Source organism: Pelistega indica, assembly GCF_000506865.1.
GTDB lineage: Bacteria > Pseudomonadota > Gammaproteobacteria > Burkholderiales > Burkholderiaceae_B > Taylorella > Taylorella indica.
This window is the reverse complement of record NZ_AYSV01000081.1, coordinates 1-19,010: the sequence shown is the minus strand read 5'-3', so window position 1 is coordinate 19,010 and position 19,010 is coordinate 1. Positions and strand designations below refer to the sequence as shown.

Here is a 19,010-nt window from a genome sequence, read left to right as displayed (position 1 = left end):
ATGGTGCCGTGGCTTGTAAGGTCATTTTTAATCTTAAATTGAATACTTGATGAGGGAAGTTTTGGCTCTGCTTAGGTTCGATTGTGCAGCTTGAATGACTTGACCGTCAATATCAGAGCCAAAAAGAGGTGTTTCTAGAGAGGTATCAATATTGTCAAAAGCAAATTCTTTTAACTCAGACCATGTTTTACGATCCATTCCTCTTAGGCGTTCAAAGGCAAATGGGCGGTGAATGCCGGGAGGGATACCTAAAGCAATCCATGCAGCTTCAATTAAAATTGTTCCGCTACCGCAGAAAGGATCATACAGTGGCTTAGAGGGATCCCAACCAGCAAGAGCCAAAATCCCCGCCGCTAAGTTTTCTCGTAGAGGTGCTTGTCCTTTATCGTAGCGCCAACCACGTTTAAATAGTGATTCTCCCGATGTATCTAAATACAATGTCGCTGAGTCTGCATCCAAAAATAAGTGTACTTTAGCATCAGGACGTACAGTATCAATGCTGGGGCGTTCACCCTCTAGCTCACGTAAGTGATCAACGATACCATCTTTGGCGCGTAAGTTACAAAATTGTAGGCTTTGCATGGGACTACGAATAGCCGAGGTATCTACTCGTAAGGTTTGCTCTGCACCAAACCAACGTTCCCATGAGACTTGACGAGCTAGTTCATAAATATCATCTTCTGTGCTCACTTTCGCGTAGGCAACTTGTACTAAGATACGAGTGGCTAAACGAGAATAAAGGTTGGCTTTCATTATTCCAGACCAGTTTGCCTTAAAAAAGCAACCAGAGCGACCAATTCGTACAGCCTCAAAGTTTAAACTTTCAAGTTCTGAGGCAAGTGCTTGCTCTAGGCCAATTGGGCAAGGAGCAAAAACATTAAATACTTCATCATGATAACTAGCATATTGTGCTGGCTGGGTAAATGTTGATTTAGGTTTAAAGCGATTACCTGGGCGATTTTGGTTGGCAAGACGCTCTTCAATGCTAGGACGATTCTTTGCATAACCTGCGGTTCGTTTTGCTTGGAAGCTAGGTTCATTATAGCAGTCAAAGCGTGCATTAAACGAAGCTTTTTCTGAGCGTTTTTCAGGTTTATCCTTTTTTTCTAGTGCTACGTTAGTATTAGCGTTAACACTTTTTTGAATTTCTTTGATAGCGACATTTTTTGCACGAGCACCAGTACGCACACGTGCCTTATCATTATTTGCTGTGGAACGTGTACTTGTAACAAGACTAAGTTTTTTTACGGGGAGTTTGGTCTGTCATAAATTAATATATTAGAAGGGTTTAAGTATTACTAAGGTAACGACAACCAAAAGTAATAATAGCGGAGCTTCATTGTACCAACGGAAGAATATATGCGATTTAGTATTTTTTCCTTGTTCAAATTGCCGATGAATTTTAAAGCAAGAAAAATGGTATAACAAGATAAAACCAACAATCAGTAGTTTAGCGTGTAACCATCCCATACCGGCACCGATATTGAATTGAATCATTAGCCATAAACCAAAAATAATAGCAGGAATAGCAATAATCGTCATAAATCGCAATAGGCGTTTGGACATACCAAGCAAGTATTGATAGACGATAGGATTATCCTGATTTTGGGCTAAATTCACGAAAATTCGTGGTAAATAAAATAGACCCGCAAACCACGATATAACGAAAATTATATGTAAAATTTTAAGCCATAAATATAGCATATGCATTAATCTCTTGTTTGACCATGACCAGTAAGAACCCATTTGTAGGTGGTTAAACCCTCTACTGCAACAGGACCGCGTGCATGTAGGCGATTTGTGGAAATACCAATTTCAGCGCCCAGTCCATATTCATAGCCATCGGCAAATACAGTAGGCAAATTAACATAAACACTAGCCGAATCAACCTGCGTTTGGAACTTTTCAGCGGCTTGCATATTTTCCGTAATAATGGACTCAGTATGACCAGAACTATATTTTTCAATATGGCTGATGGCATCATCGATAGAGTCTACTACACGGATGGCAAGAATTGGGGCTAAAAACTCTGTTTCCCAGTCACTTTCAGTCGCTTTTTGAGCATTTTCGATATAGGGCAATGCTTGTTCACACGCACGAATTTCTACCCGTTTCTCAGTGAGTTGTTGGGCTAGAATGGGTAATAATTTGGCTGCTTTAGATTGATGTACTAACAGTGTTTCCATTGCGCCACAGATACCATAGCGGTAGCTCTTAGCATGAACAGCTAATTTGATGGCCATATCATCATTTGCACTTTCATCGATGTACATATGGCAGTTGCCATCTAAATGCATAATAAGAGGTACTTTGGATTCGTTAGCTAAGCGTTGTAATAAACTTTTACCTCCTCGAGGGATAACCACATCGACATAGTTATTCATAGTGACTAAATGGCCTACTGCCGCTCTATCTGTCGTCGGAACAATTTGTACGGCATGTTCTGGAATATTAGCAAAAAGTAGTGCTTTTTGAATAAGATCAGCTAAGGCTTTATTAGAATTAAAGGCTTCACTACCTCCGCGCAGAATTACCGCATTACTCGCTTTAAGACATAAAGCAGCGGCATCAATGGTGACATTAGGTCTAGATTCGTAAATAATGCCGATAACACCTAGCGGAATGGTCATTTTAGCAATTTTGATACCATTAGGCATAATTCTAGTAGCACTCAAACTACCAATTGAATCATCTAGTCTGGCGATTTGTTTAACGCCATCGACCATTGTATTAATAGATTTATCAGACAGTTTTAGGCGATCTAATAATGCAGGCTCTAAGCCATTTTGTTCGGCTAAGAGTAGGTCTTTTTGGTTCTCAGCCTTTAAATAGTCAGCATTTTGTTCAATTAGCTCAGCTAAATGCCACAAAGCTTGCTGTTTTTGTAGCTGTGTTACTAAACGCATTTGTTTTGCGGCTAATTTTGCTTGTTGTCCAAGCGTATTTATTTGCTCTGCTAAAGTCATCATAGGTTTTCTCAAAAGAAAGTTAGAGAGTGCCATTACCGGCAAATTTTATAATCAAACGTTGTGTTTCGTTCCAAGCATTATTTAATCTACCTCAACGGGATAGCCTTTAAATAAGCGATCAATGTCGCTTGCATGTTGGATTAATCCCATTAATTTAGGAAGATTCAGACGCTGTAATGCCTGATTGAAAAGTGTTTGACGAGAGCTAAAAATCCCCAATTTTCTCATTGCATCTGAGAGATTATCACCGTTTTTCTTATGGATTGCTAATGTATATAGGCTACGAATTTCACGAGTAATCATTGCCAACACAAGTGGTAGCGCTTCTCCTTCATCTTGTAGACTTTGCAAAATACGGCTACTACGTTTTGTATCGCCGCTTAATATAGCATCTGTTAATTGAAAAACATCAAAACGAGCGACGTCTTTGATAGACTGTTGCAATGTGTGTAAATCAATATGACCAGGCTCAAGCATTAAGCCTAATTTCAATATTTCTTGGTGAGCAGCAAATAAATTGCCTTCTACTTTTTCAACTAAAAAAGTTAACGATTCAGCATCAATTGTTTGTTGTTGAAGTGCAAGACGTTGCCTAATCCATTGAGGCAATTGTCCAAGACTAATATTGGGAACCTCGATAAAAATAGCACTATTTTGGATGGCTTTAAACCATTCTGTTTGCTGTGTTTTTTTATCTAACTTTGGAATATTTAAAATAATCGTAATATCACTGAGCTGTTGGCTATTAACGAGTTCTGTCAGTTGAATGAGGGCTGGACCACCTAGTCGTCCGGTTTTGCCATTTGGCAATGTAATTTCTAAAATTTTTTGCTCAGCAAAAAGAGATGTACTATATAAATTTTCTTTGATATGGTGCCATGGTCCATTAGCATCAATGACCAGATTAATGCGTTCACTAAAGCCTAGTTGACGATAGTGTTGGCGCAATGAATCAATGACCTCTTGACGTAATAAAAGCTCATCTCCCATGACGCAATAAAATGTGTCAATTTGTTGAGGATATTGTTGCAGATATGTTTTTAGTTGATCTGCATTAAGTTTTTTTCCCATATTACTGACCAGTATTGAGACGACGATACTGATCAAGTACTTCTTCGGATAGTACTCGGCGATAGAGACGGTCGGCAATACTTTTTTCCATATCACTATAAAGTAGTGACATTTCAGCTGATTTTGCGGCGGCTTCGTTTTCATCATAGGGTAAAAGACGAGTAGCCGAAAGAAGTGTTGGCTCAATTAAAATATTGCCTTGCTTATCGGTCATGGTGAAATTAAGTACTAAACCTAATTCATATTCCTCAACCTTACCGTTCGCATCTAAGGAAACCTCAGTACGATTACGTGTGAGGCTAAGCTGAGTTAATGAGACATCAGCTGAGCTTGGTGTATCTAAAATAGTCAAGTTTGGAGAGCTTGCTTTGAGCAAACGGTAAATATAAATACCAAAAGGTGATTGTTTAGGAATATTGGTATAAAGCGTTTGAAAAGGAGTATCCACTTGACCGCGCATTTTGAAGCCACAACCGACCAAGCAGAGACTTAATACGACTAATCCTATCAATAATTTTTTAGACATTACTAAACATTTTATCGTTTGCATACAAAAACCCTAGCTGTTTAACCTACAACGTTGACTAATTTTCCTGGTACCACGATAACACGTTTTGGTGTTCGACCTTCTAAGTGTTTGGCAATTTGAGGGTGATTAAGGGCTAAGGCTTCAATGTCTTCCTTGGAGGAACCATTTGGCACCATAATAGAACCTCGTAGTTTACCGTTAATTTGTAACATCATTTCAATTTCATCTGCTACAAGTGCACTTTCATCAACTTCTGGCCATGGGGCATCTAATAAATCACCAAATTGCTTATCAAACCCTAGCTCTTGCCATAACGCATAAGTAATATGGGGAACAGCGGGGTAAAGCATACGTAATAGAATACCGATAATTTCTCTAAGAGCGGCATCACTATAGTTTGATGGTTCTAATTTAGCATCTTCGATAGCATTTAATAGTTTCATATTAGCTGAAACTACCGTGTTATATTGCATGCGCTCATAGTCATAGTTAGCTTGACGAAGTAATTGATGCGCAACTAAACGTAATTGCTTAACTTCTTTGGGAGCATCAGCAAAATTATGCAAATCAACAGGTGCTCTAGCAATAGTTTCTTTTTGGTTATAAGCCATTGTCCATAAACGACGTAAGAAGCGATTAGAGCCATCGACTCCTGTAGTAGACCATTCTAGCGTTTGTTCTGGAGGGCTTGCAAACATGACAAATAGACGAGCCGTATCAGCACCTAGTGTATCAATAATAGATTGTGGGTCGACACCATTGTTTTTAGATTTAGACATGGTGCCAATACCAGCATAAGTGACATCTTTGCCATCTTCCAATGATTTAGCGCCAATGATTTGCCCTTTGTCACCATAAATGTTTTCGACTTTATCGGGCCAGAAATATTCAATGCCACCTTTATCATTACGACGGGTATAAATGTGGTTTAGTACCATACCTTGAGTTAATAAGTTGGTGAATGGTTCATCAAATTTTACTAAGCCAAGGTCACGTGATACTTTTGACCAGAAACGTGCATATAACAAATGCATGACGGCATGTTCAATACCGCCAATATATTGATCCATCGGCATCCAATAGTCATTTCTGTGATCAAACATTGCTTCTGAATTACCTGGTGAGGTATAGCGCATAAAATACCATGATGAATCCACAAAAGTATCCATAGTATCAGTTTCACGACGAGCAGGTTTGCCGCAATTAGGGCAAGTACATTTTAAGAATGACTCAGATTTATTTAGAGGATTACCCGTACCATCTGGGATTAAGTCTTCTGGTAGTACCACAGGTAAGTCTTTTTCTGGAACAGGTACCGGACCACAATCTTCACAGTGGATGATGGGAATAGGAGTACCCCAATAACGTTGACGAGAGATACCCCAGTCACGTAAACGCCATGTAGTTTGTTTTTCACCTAAACCTTTTTCTGCTAATAGTGTAGCAACTGCCTCAAATGCTTGTTTGTAAGTTAACCCATCAAGTTGAGCAGAATTGATACAATAGCCTACTTGTTTGTCGCCATACCAGTCTTGCCAATTTTCAGCGGTAAACTCTTTATCTTTTACAGCAATCACTTGTTTAATTGGTAAATGATATTTTTTGGCAAAAGCAAAATCGCGTTCATCATGAGCAGGTACACCCATGACGGCACCATCACCATAACTCATTAAAACGTAATTACCTACCCAAACTTCAATTTGTTCTCCCGTTAATGGATGGGTAACAAATAAGCCGGTTGGTTGACCTTCTTTTACTTTGGTGGCCATTTCTGCTTCGGTAGTGCCACCAAGTTTAGCTTGTTCAATAAAGGCTTGTAAATTTGGATTATTTTGGGCGGCTAGTGTTGCAAGAGGATGCTCAGGAGCAACAGCACAGAAAGTTACGCCCATAATGGTATCTGGGCGAGTAGTGAATACGTATAAACGACCGTCTTGAATTAATTCGCCATTTGTATTTTTGATTGTGTGTGGGAAAGCAAAACGTACACCTTCACTTTTGCCTAGCCAGTTTTCTTGCATTACTCGTACGCGCTCTGGCCAACCATCCATTTTATTTTTAACACAATCTAGTAATTCTTCAGCATAATCCGTAATTCTGAGGTAATAACCTGGAATTTCACGTTTTTCAACCAAAGCGCCTGAACGCCATCCACGTCCATCCACGACTTGTTCGTTTGCTAATACTGTTTGGTCAACAGGATCCCAGTTTACCACTTGAGTCTTGCGATAAGCGATGCCTTTTTCTAGCATTTTTAGGAACATCCATTGGTTCCAACGATAATACTCAGGGTCACAGGCAGCCATCTCACGTGACCAATCAATTGCTAAACCCATCGATTTTAGTTGTTTTTTCATGTAATCGATATTGGCATATGTCCATTGAGCTGGCGGTACTTTGGATTTAATGGCTGCATTTTCTGCGGGCATTCCAAAGGCATCCCACCCCATAGGCATTAAGACATTGTAGCCTTTCATGCGTAATTGGCGAGTGAGCATATCATTAATAGTGTAGTTGCGAACATGCCCCATGTGTAGTTTGCCACTAGGATATGGCAGCATTGAGCACGCATAATATTTAGGTTTGTCATTGCCATTTTTATCTTTGGCATATTCTGTGACACGATATGCGTCAGCGTCGTTCCATTGTTGTTGTGCTTTTTTCTCAACGACTTGAGGTTGGTATTGATCTAACATAAATTCCTAATTAAATAGATAAGTATCAATAAGTTTATAGATATAAGGGATAGTCTTTATAAGCGTTCTATTATAGAACGAACCATCACGGATAGGTAAAAATATAGCTTGAAATAGATGTATAAAAAATAGCTTAAAGTCTAATAAAAATAGTTTAAAGTCTAATAAAAATAGTTCATATTTAAACTAAATAGTAATATAAACATGATTCCAGTTAGACTATATTAATTTTTTTAGTTATAATAGAGCAGCTATAAATGAATGATTTGTTCTTTTATCAGTGTCGACTCTATGTCAATTCAATCGTCAGACAATATCTTATTTGTCTTTCAACTTAGCACTTTTTAGTGTGTACGCTGTTTGTTTTATAAGCGAACAATCTATTAACCACTGCTCATAATCGTTAAGTAGCGGACTTGCATACGTCAATTATCTGTTTAATTGAACTTCGTATTGATGTTTTTTTGCTATTTTTATTTGGGCATTATCGGGAGAAGAAATAATGTTCCGTCCGAACACGACGTTCAACTTAAAAGTTTTTGTGCCAAGCTTTATTTTTATGTTGCTTATCGGCTTTCTAGGGATGACCGTCCCTGGCAAAATGAAAGAAACACTTGATGTTGTACAAAAATTTACGTTTAATAATTTTAGCTGGTTTTATGTTTTGGCTGCATCTTTATTCTTGGGTCTTTTACTGGCCTTAGTCTTTGGCCGTTTGGGGGATATCCGTTTGGGAGCGGATGATGAGGATCCTGAGTACCCATTTTTCTCATGGGTAGCCATGTTATTTGCAGCAGGTATGGGGGTTGGTCTAATGTATTTTGGAGTAGCAGAACCCATGATGCATATGGCCTCACCAATTACAGACAATAATATTGAAAAAAATGCCATGCTATATACTTTTTTTCACTGGGGAGTACACCCTTGGGCTATTTATGGTGTGATGGCATTAGCGTTGGCTTTTTTTGGTTATCGCTATCGACTTCCCTTATCTTTGCGTTCAACCTTTTACCCTTTATTGAAAGAGAAAATTCATGGACCTATTGGACACGTAATTGATAGTATTGGTCTATTAGCGACTGTGTTTGGTATTGTGACAACGCTAGGGTTTAGTGCTATTCAATTAAATTCTGGGTTACATAATATTGGGCTAATGGCAGATATTGGTTTTGAACAGCAAAGTTTGATTATTGTAGTAGTTACAACGGTCGCTATCCTATCGGCTATTTCGGGTGTTGGTAAAGGTGTACGTCGACTAAGTGAAATGAATTTGCTGTTGGCACTAGGTTTATTGGTATTTATTCTATTCACGGGCCCTACAGTGAAATTATTATCTAGTTTTGCTGAAAATACTGGCTACTATATTAGTCATCTTGCAGAAATTAGTTTTAAAACTTTTGCTTATGATACAGAGCATCAAGGTTGGTTTACTGGATGGACTATTTTGTATTGGGCATGGTGGGCTTCATGGGCTCCTTTTGTAGGGTTATTTATTGCTCGTATTTCTCGTGGGCGTACTGTACGTGAATTTGTGATGGGGGTTCTAATTGTCCCAACACTATTTACCTTGTTATGGTTCACAGTATTTGGTAATTCTGGTTTTTATGCCAATGAAGTGGCTCAAGGTGCATTAGCAAAACTTACTAGCACACCAGAAATTTTGCTATTTAAGTTTTTAGAGTATTTCCCCTTGTCATCGTTGAGTAGTATTGTGGCAATGCTTATTTTGGCATTGTTTTTTGTGACCTCAGCTGATTCTGGCATTATAGTTTTAAATAATATTGCTTCAGGGGGTAGTAGTAAACCAGTACCTAAATGGCAAAGTATTTTATGGGGTGTAATTCTTATTGTTATGGCCATTGCCTTATTAAGAACCAATGGTTTGGGAGCAGTGCAGGCAGTTACCCTAATTGTTGCATTACCGTTTGTATTAATTATGACGGGGATGTGTTTTAGTCTCATTCGTGGATTACGTTCGGATGCAAGATACTATAGCCATAAACTTAATGCAGGTAGCGTGTTCTGGAGTGGTCACCGTTGGAAACAACGTTTAAGTCAGATTTTGACTCAGACGCAAGAGTCAGATATGCATAGTTTCTTTAATGAAACCGTGCGTCCTGCATTTAATAGTTTACGGACAGAATTAGAGCAGAAATATCAATTACACGTCATCATTAATGAATATGAAACGCCCGAGTTGGCTATGGAGTTAATTATTGAGAAAGGGCAGTGGCGTAATTTCTTATATGGAGTAAGAGTTCAAACATCAAAAGCACATGAGGCTTTAAAAGATGAAGTGACGTTGCCTAATCTAACAGAAACTACAGTTCATGAACCATTTGCTTATTTTGGTGATGGACGACTAGGTTATGATGTTCAGTATATGACTCAAGAAGAGCTTATTGCGGATATCTTAAAACAATACCAACGCTATTTGAATTTGATGCATAGCGAAGATTTAGCGTTAATTATGAAAGCACCTGTAGATGGTGGTGACCATAGATAGTGTGTAAGTATAATTAGTTGTTTTACTTTTAAAAGTTCAAAAAATCCCATTCTTTAATGATGTAAAGGATGGGATTTTGTTTGAGGTCTCCACAATAGGGGTGTTAATCGCTAAAATACTATTTATTTCTTCATTTTATAAACGAGAATGACAATGTCCTTATCTACTTTACAACCTCAAGCCGTATGGCAATGGTTTGACCAATTTTGTGCGATTCCTCATCCTACGTTCCATGAGCAAAAATTAGGTGCTGTTATTGTTCAGAAAGCACAGGAAAAAGGTTTAGCTGTGCAGCAAGATGAAAAAGGGAATATTCTTATTCAAAAGCCAGGCACAAAAGGCTTAGAGGATCGCCCCATAATTGCGATGCAAGCACATATTGATATGGTGCCTCAAAAAGGGACAAGTAGTCAGCATAATTTTGAGACAGATCCAATACAAACGTCAGTTAAAGAGGGATGGGTATTTGCAAATGATACTACGCTAGGGGCTGATAATGGTATTGGTGCATCAATGGCATTAGCCGTCGCTTTTTCCGATGATATTCCTCACCCCCCAATTGATATAGTGCTAACTGTTGAAGAAGAAACGGGTATGGGAGGGGCTAAAAATATTAATCCAGATTGGTTAAGAGCCCCTTATTTAGTGAATCTAGATTCTGAAGATGAAGGGATTTTATTTATTGGTTGTGCAGGCGGTAGAGACGCAACTTTTTCTTTCCCTTTTGTTGCAGAGCCTGTAACCGGTAAAGCATATCGCATACAAGTAGCAGGCTTAAAAGGTGGGCATTCTGGCATTGATATTGATTCTGGTCGTGGTAATGCCAACCTTTTGTTGATACGCGTGTTAGATAAAATTGCACAACATGGGAAATTGCGTCTAATAAATTTACAAGGTGGTAGTTTACGAAATGTCATTACACGTGAAGCATTTGCCGATATTGTATATACGGGGGATGATATAGAGCATTGCCTTAATACCATATCAAGCATTATCAAGGATGAATTGAGTGTTGTAGAGCCAATGCTTGAAATTAGTGCTACTGAACTAACTAAAGATTCACCTCTAGTCGCAATTTCAGAAGAGCAATCGCAACGGATTATTCGTTTTATCCGTGTATTACCTAATGGTGTGATACGTATGAGTGATAGTTTTGAAGGAGTGGTTGAAACATCTATTAGTTTAGGGGTTTTAACGGTAAAAGAGGATAAATTATCTATTCGTTGTCTAATGCGTTCATTATTGGAAACACCTAAGGATGATGTATCTAATCGTTTACAAGCGCTAGCGAAACTGGTTGGTGCTGAATTAGTGTTGAGTGGTGATTATCCGGGCTGGAAACCTGAACCGCAGTCATTATTATTGTCCAAATGTAAAGCCTTGTTCAATGAGTTTTATGGTAAAGAGCCTGCAATTGAAGTTATGCATGCAGGTCTAGAATGTGGGATCCTAAAGGGTAGAGCGCCTCATATGGAAATGATTTCTTTTGGACCTAATATTCGTGCCGCCCATTCTCCTAAGGAATGTGTAGAAATCTCTTCAGTAGATGAATGCTGGAAAATTTTATTGAGATTTTTGGAAAATTCCCCTGAAAAATAATCTATTGTCAGACTGTTGATGAAGTTATCCCCATAAATTCATTAGAATCTATGGGGATACATATTTACAGCCTTGATAAAAATTGGCTTATTTATTTTTGATAGCCTTGTTCGCCATGGCTACTGATATCTAGACCTTGACGTTCATCATCACGTTCAACACGAACACCACCAGTAATTAGGCCAGCAATTTTTAAACCGATAAAAGCAACAACACCACTAATCACTGCTGCAATTAACATACCCTCTACTTGAGACCAAAGTTGAGCAGGGATATCAGCTAATGTTTCTAAGCCAGGACCACCTAAAGGTTTTGCATTGAAAATACCTGTTAAGATACCACCAACAATACCACCTACACCATGAATACCAAATACGTCTAACGTATCATCTACTTTTAACAAACGTTTAAGACCATTCACACCCCATACGCAGAAGATTGCTGTCACGATACCAATAATTAAAGCGGCAACTGGGCTAACTAGAGCAGCCGCAGGTGTAATACCTACAAGACCTGCTACAGCACCTGAAGCACCACCTAGCAAAGAGCTTTTACGACCCATAACGGCTTCTGTTGCTAACCATGCAATTACAGCACCTGCTGTTGCAATAATTGTATTAAATAACGCTAAAGCCATTGAATTGTTTGCTGCTAATGAAGAACCTGCATTGAAACCGAACCAACCCACCCATAATAAGCAAGCACCGATAAAGGTCATTGGTAAATTATGTGGTTGCATAGCTTCTTTACCGTAACCTAAGCGAGGACCAACAACATAAGCAGCAACTAGTGCAGCAACAGCAGCATTAATATGTACAACAGTACCACCAGCAAAGTCTAATGCTTCACCAAATAAGAATCCACCACTTGCCCAAATCATATGTGCGATAGGGATATACGCAAATGTCATCCAAATAGCAATGAAAATTAACACAGCACTAAACTTGATGCGCTCAGCAAAACCACCAATAACAAGTGCACATGTAATACCAGCAAAAGTTGCTTGGAAAGAAGCAAAACTTAATTCTGGAATTGTGCCTGATAATTCATAAGTATCACCTGGAATATTGAACATACCAGAGAAGAAAGCGCGAGAAGAAATTCCCGAAGAATGCTGTGCTTTCTGTAAAGGCTAAAGAGTAACCATAAGCAAACCATAAAATTTGGACTAATGAAAATACGCCGATTACTTGTGCAAGCACCGATAGAATATTTTTTGAACGAACTAAACCACCATAAAAAAGTGCTACGCCAGGCACTACCATCATTAATACCAGCACGGTTGATATGCCAACCCACACTAAATCTGCACCATTCATTTTTATTCCTTTACGTTAAATTATTTACAACTTAAATTATTTATTTTCTATACTGAATCACGATGATTAAAATTACAGAGCTGATTCGCCCATTTCACCAGTACGAATCCGAATAACTTGTTCGAGATCACTCACAAAAATTTTTCCATCACCAATTTTTCCAGTGGAACCAGATTGGCAAATAGACTCAATAGCAGATTCCACTTGATCATCGCGGATAGCTATCTCTAATTTCACTTTTGGTAAAAAATCAACAACATACTCTGCACCACGGTAGAGTTCTGTATGACCTTTTTGATCGCCCAAATCCTTTGATTTCGGTAATGGTTAAACCTTGGATACCAATATCCGCTAATGCTGTACGGACATCATCTAATTTAAAAGGTTTGATAATTGCGGTAACTAATTTCATCTAATTCTCCTGTTGATATACATAGATATTTATTAGTTAACAAGCAAAATTGATGCCAACTTTTTTGTAAGTAATCATTAAATAATTCTGCACTGCAAAATATCAAAATGAGCCTGAAAGTATGTCTATGCACCAAAATAGTGCTTTATGCGTCATTTTGGATAAAAGCAACACAATTTATTTTTATTGACATTGTCTATGTTTAAAGGCATAGTAAGTACTTGATTTTCAAGTAGTAGCTGTTACCGTTATAATTTCGCGTGGTTGTTCTCTTGGGGGTCCTTGTTTTTTATTTACTCAAGAGGAATAGATGATGTCTACAGAAACAGGCAAAGTTAAATGGTTTAACAACGAAAAAGGTTTTGGTTTTATTAAACCTGACAATGGTGGCAAAGATTTATTTGTACATCACTCAGATATCGTAAGTGACGGTTATCGTACACTAAAAGAAGAGCAAGAAGTCTCTTATACTGTAGCTGATGGTCCTAAAGGTCCACAAGCTAAAGAAGTAAAAGCTAAAGCATAAATTAATTAGCAAAGGCGAAGAGAATATTTCTTACTCATTCGTCTATAAAACTTCTATGACGCCTAATCACATAGTGGTTGGGCGTTTTTTCATGCTTGTTTCATGTTTAAATAGTTGGCTTGTTATTGCTATAAAGTGAAACATTAAAAGGCTGGCAAATAATATAAAATACCAAAATCTAAATGATAATTGTTTTTATTATAAATAATGATATATAATATCTCTTGTTGTGATAATTTGCATTTAAGTAAATTATTTTTAGTTAATTTTATTTTCGTAGTATGTCAAAAACATCTGAAGTCTCACAGGGTATACCGCTGCTTTATCGAGTAATAGGGAGCATAGGGTCTGTAGGAATTATCACGGGTAGTATATGGTTGCTGGGTATGAAATCAGACCCAGTACAAGTAGAGATTAAACCAGACCAAGCGGTATTTGTCTCAATCATTAATGAGCCCATTGCGGAAGAAGTTCCTCAGGGCGAACAAGTTGAGTCATTGCCTGCACCAGAAGCTAGGACAGAGTCTGAGAGTAAATCGGATACTAAGCCAGAACCAGAGCCTCAACCTGAAGTTAATTCAATGTTAGAGCCTGATCCAGAACCAGAGATTAAACCTGAACCAGAAATCAAACCTGAACCAGAACCCACACCTATTGCAGAGCCAATAGCGCCACCAAAACCTAAAAAAGGTTATAGGAAAAACCGAAAAAAATAAGTAGAAGAAAAAAGAATAAACAACAGAAACCGAAACTAAGAAGAAAAAAATTGAACCACCCAAACAAGAAAGTGTGTTTAAGCCCATAAATTCACAACAATTTACGCCAGTTGGTCAAAAGATAGATTTAAATGCGAAAACAACAAAAGCGTTTGGAAAACCAGAAGGCAAGAAAAATGTATCTGCAGGTAGTGCTAGTGCTGGACCTGTACGTGTGACATCTGTAAATTATTTAGTTAAACCACGACCAGTGATGCCAAGAGTCTCAATGATGAGAAATGAAAAAGGTTTAGTGGTTGTACGTGTCATTATTGATACGAATGGAGCAGTAAAAAATGCTTCTTTACAACGCTCATCATCGTTTGCAGCATTAGATAAAGAAGCCCTTAGAGCAGTTAAACAAGCTCGTTTTAGACCATATGCTGAGAATGGTGTTCCGCGAGAATCAATGGCGGATATTCCAATCGAATTCAAATAAAAGGAAAGTAAAGATGTCTATAGCATGGATTGATGAAATTATAACTATTTACGCACATATTGCGGCACAAGCTACACCAGTGGATAGTGCTGATGCTCATAATATGTGGCATTTTGTTCAGCAAACAGATATTGTTGGCAAAACCTTATTCGGTATTTTAGTGTTTATGGCACTAATTACATGGTATTTGATAATTGTAAAGACTTTGGTGAATTTCCGTCAGCGTCATTTGTCTAGAAGTTTCCTGAAACGATTCTGGAATTCTGCTTCCTTAGAGCAAGTGGATAAAGATTTGCATCAGTATGGAGCTAAGGATCCTTTTGCCCGGTTAGCCAATCAAGCTTTGCATGCTGCAGACCATTACCATCGCTATGGAGCTAGCAATCTTTCTGAAGTGGGTACACATGCTGAATTTGTCACTCGTTCTATGCGTAAAGTTATTGATGAAGAGACGGCTCGCGTGGAAAATGGCTTAACCGTGCTAGGATCGATTGGTTCAACAGCACCATTTGTTGGGTTATTTGGTACAGTATGGGGTGTATATCACGCACTTGTGGGCATTGGCTTATCTGACGGTGTATCTATTAATAAAATTGCAGGTCCTGTGGGGGAGGCTTTAATTATGACAGGTTTGGGATTAGCTGTTGCTATTCCTGCTGTGTTAGCATTTAATACATTTGTACGACGTAATCGTGTTATGTTAAGTAAGCTTGATGGATTTGCCCATGATTTATTTGCATTTGTGACAACAGGTCAACAAGTTGATAACTCAATCCAACGCATTATTCGTACTAAAGTTGCTTCTGAGGAATAATATGGCATTTGGAAGTTTTGATTCTAATGGCTCTAAAACAGGTACTGTATCTGAAATTAATATGGTGCCGTTAATTGATGTGATGCTAGTATTACTAGTAATCTTCATGATTACAGCACCATTGCTTACCCATTCAATAAAGATAGATGTTCCTCAAGTGAGTAGCCAGCCAGCTACGGAAGACCCTAAATCAGTAGATATAGCCGTAGATCCTAGTGGTACTATCTTTGTTGATGGTAGTGAAATGGCTGTTGAACAATTAAATGAGTTTTTTGTTAATAAAGTAAAGCTTAATCCGGAAACTGATTTTAGAATTCGTGCTGATGTTAATACTCGCTATGAAATTATTGCCAAGTTAATGGCAGCAGCTAAAGGATCAGGTGTAAAGCGTTTAGGTTTTATCACTTCACCTTCCCCGTCTGGTGCTAATGGAGAAGCAAGAACACACGAAAAAACTATTCCTGCTCCTTTAACCATCAAAATCATCTATCTCAGGAGAAAGTGGTAAGACAGTATCTCCATAAGTGTTTACGTTTTAGTTGGATGATTTTTCTTTTGAGCAAAAAAAAGCACTCTCGGTGATTGGATAACCTTGAGTGCATTTTGTTATTTATTGGTGTTGTTTAAGAGTATAAGGCAAAGGAAGGATTACTTTTGATCAGGATTATTTGAGTAAAATTTGACGCCGATCTCAATTCTCTCTCTACCTTGGCTTTGTCGATGACGATTAGTATCCCTTAATGAATACACACAACCGCAGTATTCTTGTTGATAGAACTCTTCGCGTTTGCTAATTTCAATCATGCGGGCTGAGCCCCCACCTTTGCGCCAGTTATAGGTCCAATAGATGAGTTCAGGATAACGAGCAGCAGCACGTTCACCACAACCATTAATTTGGTTCATATCTTTCCAACGAGAAATACCCAAAGAACTTGAGATACAGTCAAAACCATGCTCATGAGCATATAAAGCAGTACGCTCAAAACGCATATCAAAACAACTTGTACAACGTTCCCCACGCTCTGGTTCCCATTCTAAACCTTTGACACGAGCAAACCAATTATCTAAATCGTAGTCAGCATCAATAAACTCAATTCCATGTTGTTCAGCAAAGCGGATATTTTCTTGTTTACGAATTTCGTATTCTTTAACGGGATGGATATTTGGATTATAAAAATAAATAGAGTAATCAATCCCTGATGCTAATAGGGCTTCCATTACTTCACCAGAACAGGGCGCACAGCAAGAGTGCAACAGCAACTTTTTGCGTTGGTCAGGTAATTCCAATTTAGGGCGTTTTACATCACAAACAGCAACCATAGTCTTTTATTCAGCCATTCATTGTATTAACAAATTAAGTTTACATTGTACCGTAAAAGTGTTTGGAGACTTATACTTATGTCTATCTTATTCAGTTTTTGCTTCAGCTATTGTATGAGTTGAGTCAAAAACAAGTTCCCACAGTTTTCTGACGTCAGAGCGTTCTTCTTGTAATTGATCCATACTGATACGTGCCTTTTCTTCACCACGTAAACGAATTTCATGTTGTAATTTACGATAGGTTCGATAGGCATTAGCACATTTTTCTGCCAATTCCATAGGGATCAGTCCTGCGTTACCTGCTATTGTTAATAAAGCAATATTACCCAAATTCTCTAGCAACTCATGATGACGGTGGCTATAGCCTAGGACTAAATATTGAGTAATAAATTCCACATCAACCATACCACCATAGTCTTGCTTGATATCAAATAGAGGGGTTGGATTTGGATGGCCGTCTTTCATCTTAATACGCATGTCTACAATATCACGTTTAAGAGTAGCTAAATCACGCTGTTTAAGAAGAATTGAACGACGAACTTTCTCAAATTTTTCGCCAACTTGAGTATCACCAGCAGAAAAACGTGCACGTGTTAATGCTTGATGCTCCCATACCCAAGCCAAGTCATTTTGATAATGTTCAAAGCCATCAATTGATACGGCGAGTAGACCCGCATCACCATCAGGTCGTAGGCGTAAGTCTATTTCATACATGCGACCTGAAGAGGTCATACTGGATAACCATGTACTAAGCCTACGTCCTAGTTTTGCATAGACTTCGACAGCATAGTCAGCAGGATCATCAAAAATAAGAACCAAATCTAAATCCGAAGAATAACCTAACTCCTTACCTCCTAAACGACCATAGGAAATAACAGCAAATTTGGGTTTTTCGGGTAAATCAAATTTAGAGCTTTTTCTTAATTGTTGCCAAGTTCGGTAGAGACTTTCCTCTAAAAGCATATCAGCTAAGGCAGATAAATAATCCGCTAAATGCTCTACAGTTAGTTCATTTTCTAAGTCTTGAGCTAAAAGCTGAAAACTAATAATCTTTTGAGTATCACGCATAAGGTTCATCTGCCGTTCGATGTCAGGTTCACCTTCATGAATGACACTAGCGTCTAAGTCACGATGTAATTGCTCATGTACATTTGCTAAATCAATCGGTTGTAATAGAGTACGCCAATCAATCAAACTATCTAGCAATAGTGGGTTTTTTAGTAGAACTTGTGCCGCTAGTGGACTAGCACTCATAATTCGGGCAACACGTTGGACTATTTCTGGGTATTCCACTAAGAGAGCAATATAGGCACTACGCTGAGCAATCGTTTCAATTAAATCTGCTAGGTGGTTGTAGGCTAATGATGGGGTGGCTGTTTTAAGAGCCGCTTGCTGCAATACTGGAATAAGGCTTTCTAGACGTTGTCTATTGCTTGTGTTGAGTTGTTGGATGCGATTGATTTTTTAGCATGACAGCCGTACGGTGACCAAACTGAGTTTGCAATTCTTCACTAATTGAGGTATTAGCTAAATCTCCCTCATTTATTGAAGAAGGGTGAGGATGTAAACTATTTTCCGCTTCATTTTCCTCATCATCAGTATGTTCATCATTCATGCCTAGTATACGAAATACGTTTTTGAAAGTTTCAGCGACAAATTCTCTGTGTTGTTTTAGGGTTAAATCAAACTCTTCTCTAGGCATACCAGCCGCCAGCGCAATAGTGTTTAGTCCTTCTTCGCTACTAGGTAGCAAATGTGTTTGTTCATCATTTTGATACTGAATAATATGCTCAATACGTCTTAAAAAACGATACGCATGCTCTAATTTATTGGCTGTATCTTCTTCAATCACATTCGCATGATTTTCAGCAGCTAAAGCTTTTAACAAGTTTTTTTCTTGTAGGCTAGGCATACGGCCACCACGAATAAGCTGAATAACTTGTACAATAAATTCAATTTCACGAATTCCGCCTTCGCCTAGTTTAATATTTTGCGAAGTATCTGTACCAGAACGATTAGCCGCCTGTTTTTTTTACCCATTCCTGATCGTATTTG

General features: G+C 38.3%; 14 protein-coding genes and 4 pseudogenes. 7 read left to right on the top strand and 11 right to left on the bottom strand.

Features of this window, described 5'->3' with window-relative positions; translation table 11 throughout:
- Positions 1 to 63: 63 nt before the first annotated feature.
- The 6 genes and pseudogenes from V757_RS21465 to leuS form a co-directional block, all read right to left on the bottom strand.
- A pseudogene (locus V757_RS21465) lies at positions 64 to 1,188 on the bottom strand (THUMP domain-containing class I SAM-dependent RNA methyltransferase); the annotation flags it as partial.
- A gap of 90 nt (positions 1,189 to 1,278) precedes the next feature.
- Positions 1,279 to 1,704 carry a CopD family protein gene (locus tag V757_RS21460; RefSeq protein WP_031274534.1) on the bottom strand — a complete coding sequence of 142 codons (426 nt, stop codon included), beginning with the start codon at positions 1,702 to 1,704 and terminating at the stop codon, positions 1,279 to 1,281.
- A gap of 5 nt (positions 1,705 to 1,709) precedes the next feature.
- Complete coding sequence (locus V757_RS21455) at positions 1,710 to 2,969, bottom strand: glutamate-5-semialdehyde dehydrogenase (protein WP_023950972.1); 1,260 nt, start codon at positions 2,967 to 2,969, stop codon at positions 1,710 to 1,712.
- An 81-nt stretch (positions 2,970 to 3,050) separates the two neighbouring features.
- A complete protein-coding gene (holA, locus tag V757_RS21450; protein ID WP_052019320.1) occupies positions 3,051 to 4,040 on the bottom strand; it encodes a DNA polymerase III subunit delta in 990 nt (329 codons plus the stop codon).
- 1 nt (position 4,041) lies between these two features.
- Positions 4,042 to 4,590 carry an LPS-assembly lipoprotein LptE gene (locus V757_RS21445; protein ID WP_023950970.1) on the bottom strand — a complete coding sequence of 183 codons (549 nt, stop codon included), beginning with the start codon at positions 4,588 to 4,590 and terminating at the stop codon, positions 4,042 to 4,044.
- A 17-nt stretch (positions 4,591 to 4,607) separates the two neighbouring features.
- Positions 4,608 to 7,265 (bottom strand): leucine--tRNA ligase, encoded by a 2,658-nt coding sequence (leuS, locus tag V757_RS21440; protein WP_023950968.1) that lies wholly within the window; start codon positions 7,263 to 7,265, stop codon positions 4,608 to 4,610.
- 502 nt (positions 7,266 to 7,767) lie between these two features.
- Here leuS and V757_RS21435 point away from each other — a divergent pair.
- Both V757_RS21435 and V757_RS21430 read left to right on the top strand, forming a co-directional pair.
- Positions 7,768 to 9,771: a BCCT family transporter gene (locus V757_RS21435; protein ID WP_023950966.1), complete on the top strand. Its 2,004-nt coding sequence runs from the start codon at positions 7,768 to 7,770 to the stop codon at positions 9,769 to 9,771.
- Positions 9,772 to 9,924: 153 nt separating this feature from the next.
- Positions 9,925 to 11,370, top strand: coding sequence for an aminoacyl-histidine dipeptidase (locus V757_RS21430; RefSeq protein ID WP_245586992.1), 1,446 nt, complete (start codon positions 9,925 to 9,927; stop codon positions 11,368 to 11,370).
- 91 nt (positions 11,371 to 11,461) lie between these two features.
- Here V757_RS21430 and V757_RS21425 read toward each other — a convergent pair.
- A pseudogene (locus tag V757_RS21425) lies at positions 11,462 to 12,689 on the bottom strand (ammonium transporter).
- Positions 12,690 to 12,761: 72 nt separating this feature from the next.
- Positions 12,762 to 13,101 (bottom strand): annotated as a pseudogene (glnK, locus tag V757_RS21420) (P-II family nitrogen regulator).
- 313 nt (positions 13,102 to 13,414) lie between these two features.
- On the opposite strand from glnK, the gene V757_RS21415 reads away from it, so the two are divergent.
- The 5 genes from V757_RS21415 (at position 13,415) to V757_RS21395 (ending at position 16,143) form a co-directional block, all read left to right on the top strand.
- Positions 13,415 to 13,627, top strand: a complete 213-nt coding sequence (locus V757_RS21415) for a cold-shock protein (protein WP_023950962.1) — start codon at positions 13,415 to 13,417, stop codon at positions 13,625 to 13,627.
- Between the two features lie 386 nt (positions 13,628 to 14,013).
- Positions 14,014 to 14,343, top strand: a complete 330-nt coding sequence (locus V757_RS21410; protein WP_023950960.1) for a hypothetical protein — start codon at positions 14,014 to 14,016, stop codon at positions 14,341 to 14,343.
- A gap of 73 nt (positions 14,344 to 14,416) precedes the next feature.
- Positions 14,417 to 14,821: an energy transducer TonB gene (locus V757_RS21405; RefSeq protein ID WP_023950958.1), complete on the top strand. Its 405-nt coding sequence runs from the start codon at positions 14,417 to 14,419 to the stop codon at positions 14,819 to 14,821.
- Between the two features lie 13 nt (positions 14,822 to 14,834).
- Entirely contained in the window at positions 14,835 to 15,635 is an 801-nt protein-coding gene (locus V757_RS21400) for a MotA/TolQ/ExbB proton channel family protein (protein WP_023950956.1), read from the top strand.
- A gap of 1 nt (position 15,636) precedes the next feature.
- The gene (locus V757_RS21395) at positions 15,637 to 16,143 is read left to right on the top strand and encodes an ExbD/TolR family protein (RefSeq protein WP_023950954.1); all 507 of its coding nucleotides are present in this window, start codon (positions 15,637 to 15,639) and stop codon (positions 16,141 to 16,143) included.
- Between the two features lie 140 nt (positions 16,144 to 16,283).
- On the opposite strand, the gene V757_RS21390 is transcribed toward V757_RS21395, so the two are convergent.
- From V757_RS21390 to V757_RS29280, 3 genes and pseudogenes are all read right to left on the bottom strand, one after another.
- On the bottom strand, positions 16,284 to 16,955 hold the full coding sequence (locus tag V757_RS21390; RefSeq protein WP_023950952.1) for an epoxyqueuosine reductase QueH: 672 nt from the start codon (positions 16,953 to 16,955) through the stop codon (positions 16,284 to 16,286).
- 87 nt (positions 16,956 to 17,042) lie between these two features.
- Positions 17,043 to 18,407, bottom strand: a complete 1,365-nt coding sequence (gene glnE, locus V757_RS21385; protein WP_425414484.1) for a bifunctional [glutamate--ammonia ligase]-adenylyl-L-tyrosine phosphorylase/[glutamate--ammonia-ligase] adenylyltransferase — start codon at positions 18,405 to 18,407, stop codon at positions 17,043 to 17,045.
- A pseudogene (locus tag V757_RS29280) lies at positions 18,382 to 18,963 on the bottom strand ([protein-PII] uridylyltransferase family protein); the annotation flags it as partial. The pseudogene V757_RS29280 and the gene glnE, both read right to left, overlap by 26 nt.
- Between the last annotated feature and the right edge of the window lie 47 nt (positions 18,964 to 19,010).

Coding starts and splice junctions, on each gene's coding strand:
- V757_RS21390 (WP_023950952.1), bottom strand. CDS start 16,955: ATGGTTGCTGTTTGTGATGTAAAACGCCCTAAATTGGAATTACCTGAC.
- V757_RS21410 (WP_023950960.1), top strand. CDS start 14,014: ATGAAATCAGACCCAGTACAAGTAGAGATTAAACCAGACCAAGCGGTA.
- V757_RS21435 (WP_023950966.1), top strand. CDS start 7,768: ATGTTCCGTCCGAACACGACGTTCAACTTAAAAGTTTTTGTGCCAAGC.
- V757_RS21395 (WP_023950954.1), top strand. CDS start 15,637: ATGGCATTTGGAAGTTTTGATTCTAATGGCTCTAAAACAGGTACTGTA.
- V757_RS21460 (WP_031274534.1), bottom strand. CDS start 1,704: ATGCTATATTTATGGCTTAAAATTTTACATATAATTTTCGTTATATCG.
- V757_RS21400 (WP_023950956.1), top strand. CDS start 14,835: ATGTCTATAGCATGGATTGATGAAATTATAACTATTTACGCACATATT.
- V757_RS21415 (WP_023950962.1), top strand. CDS start 13,415: ATGTCTACAGAAACAGGCAAAGTTAAATGGTTTAACAACGAAAAAGGT.
- V757_RS21445 (WP_023950970.1), bottom strand. CDS start 4,590: ATGCAAACGATAAAATGTTTAGTAATGTCTAAAAAATTATTGATAGGA.
- holA (WP_052019320.1), bottom strand. CDS start 4,040: ATGGGAAAAAAACTTAATGCAGATCAACTAAAAACATATCTGCAACAA.
- V757_RS21455 (WP_023950972.1), bottom strand. CDS start 2,969: ATGATGACTTTAGCAGAGCAAATAAATACGCTTGGACAACAAGCAAAA.
- leuS (WP_023950968.1), bottom strand. CDS start 7,265: ATGTTAGATCAATACCAACCTCAAGTCGTTGAGAAAAAAGCACAACAA.
- V757_RS21430 (WP_245586992.1), top strand. CDS start 9,925: ATGTCCTTATCTACTTTACAACCTCAAGCCGTATGGCAATGGTTTGAC.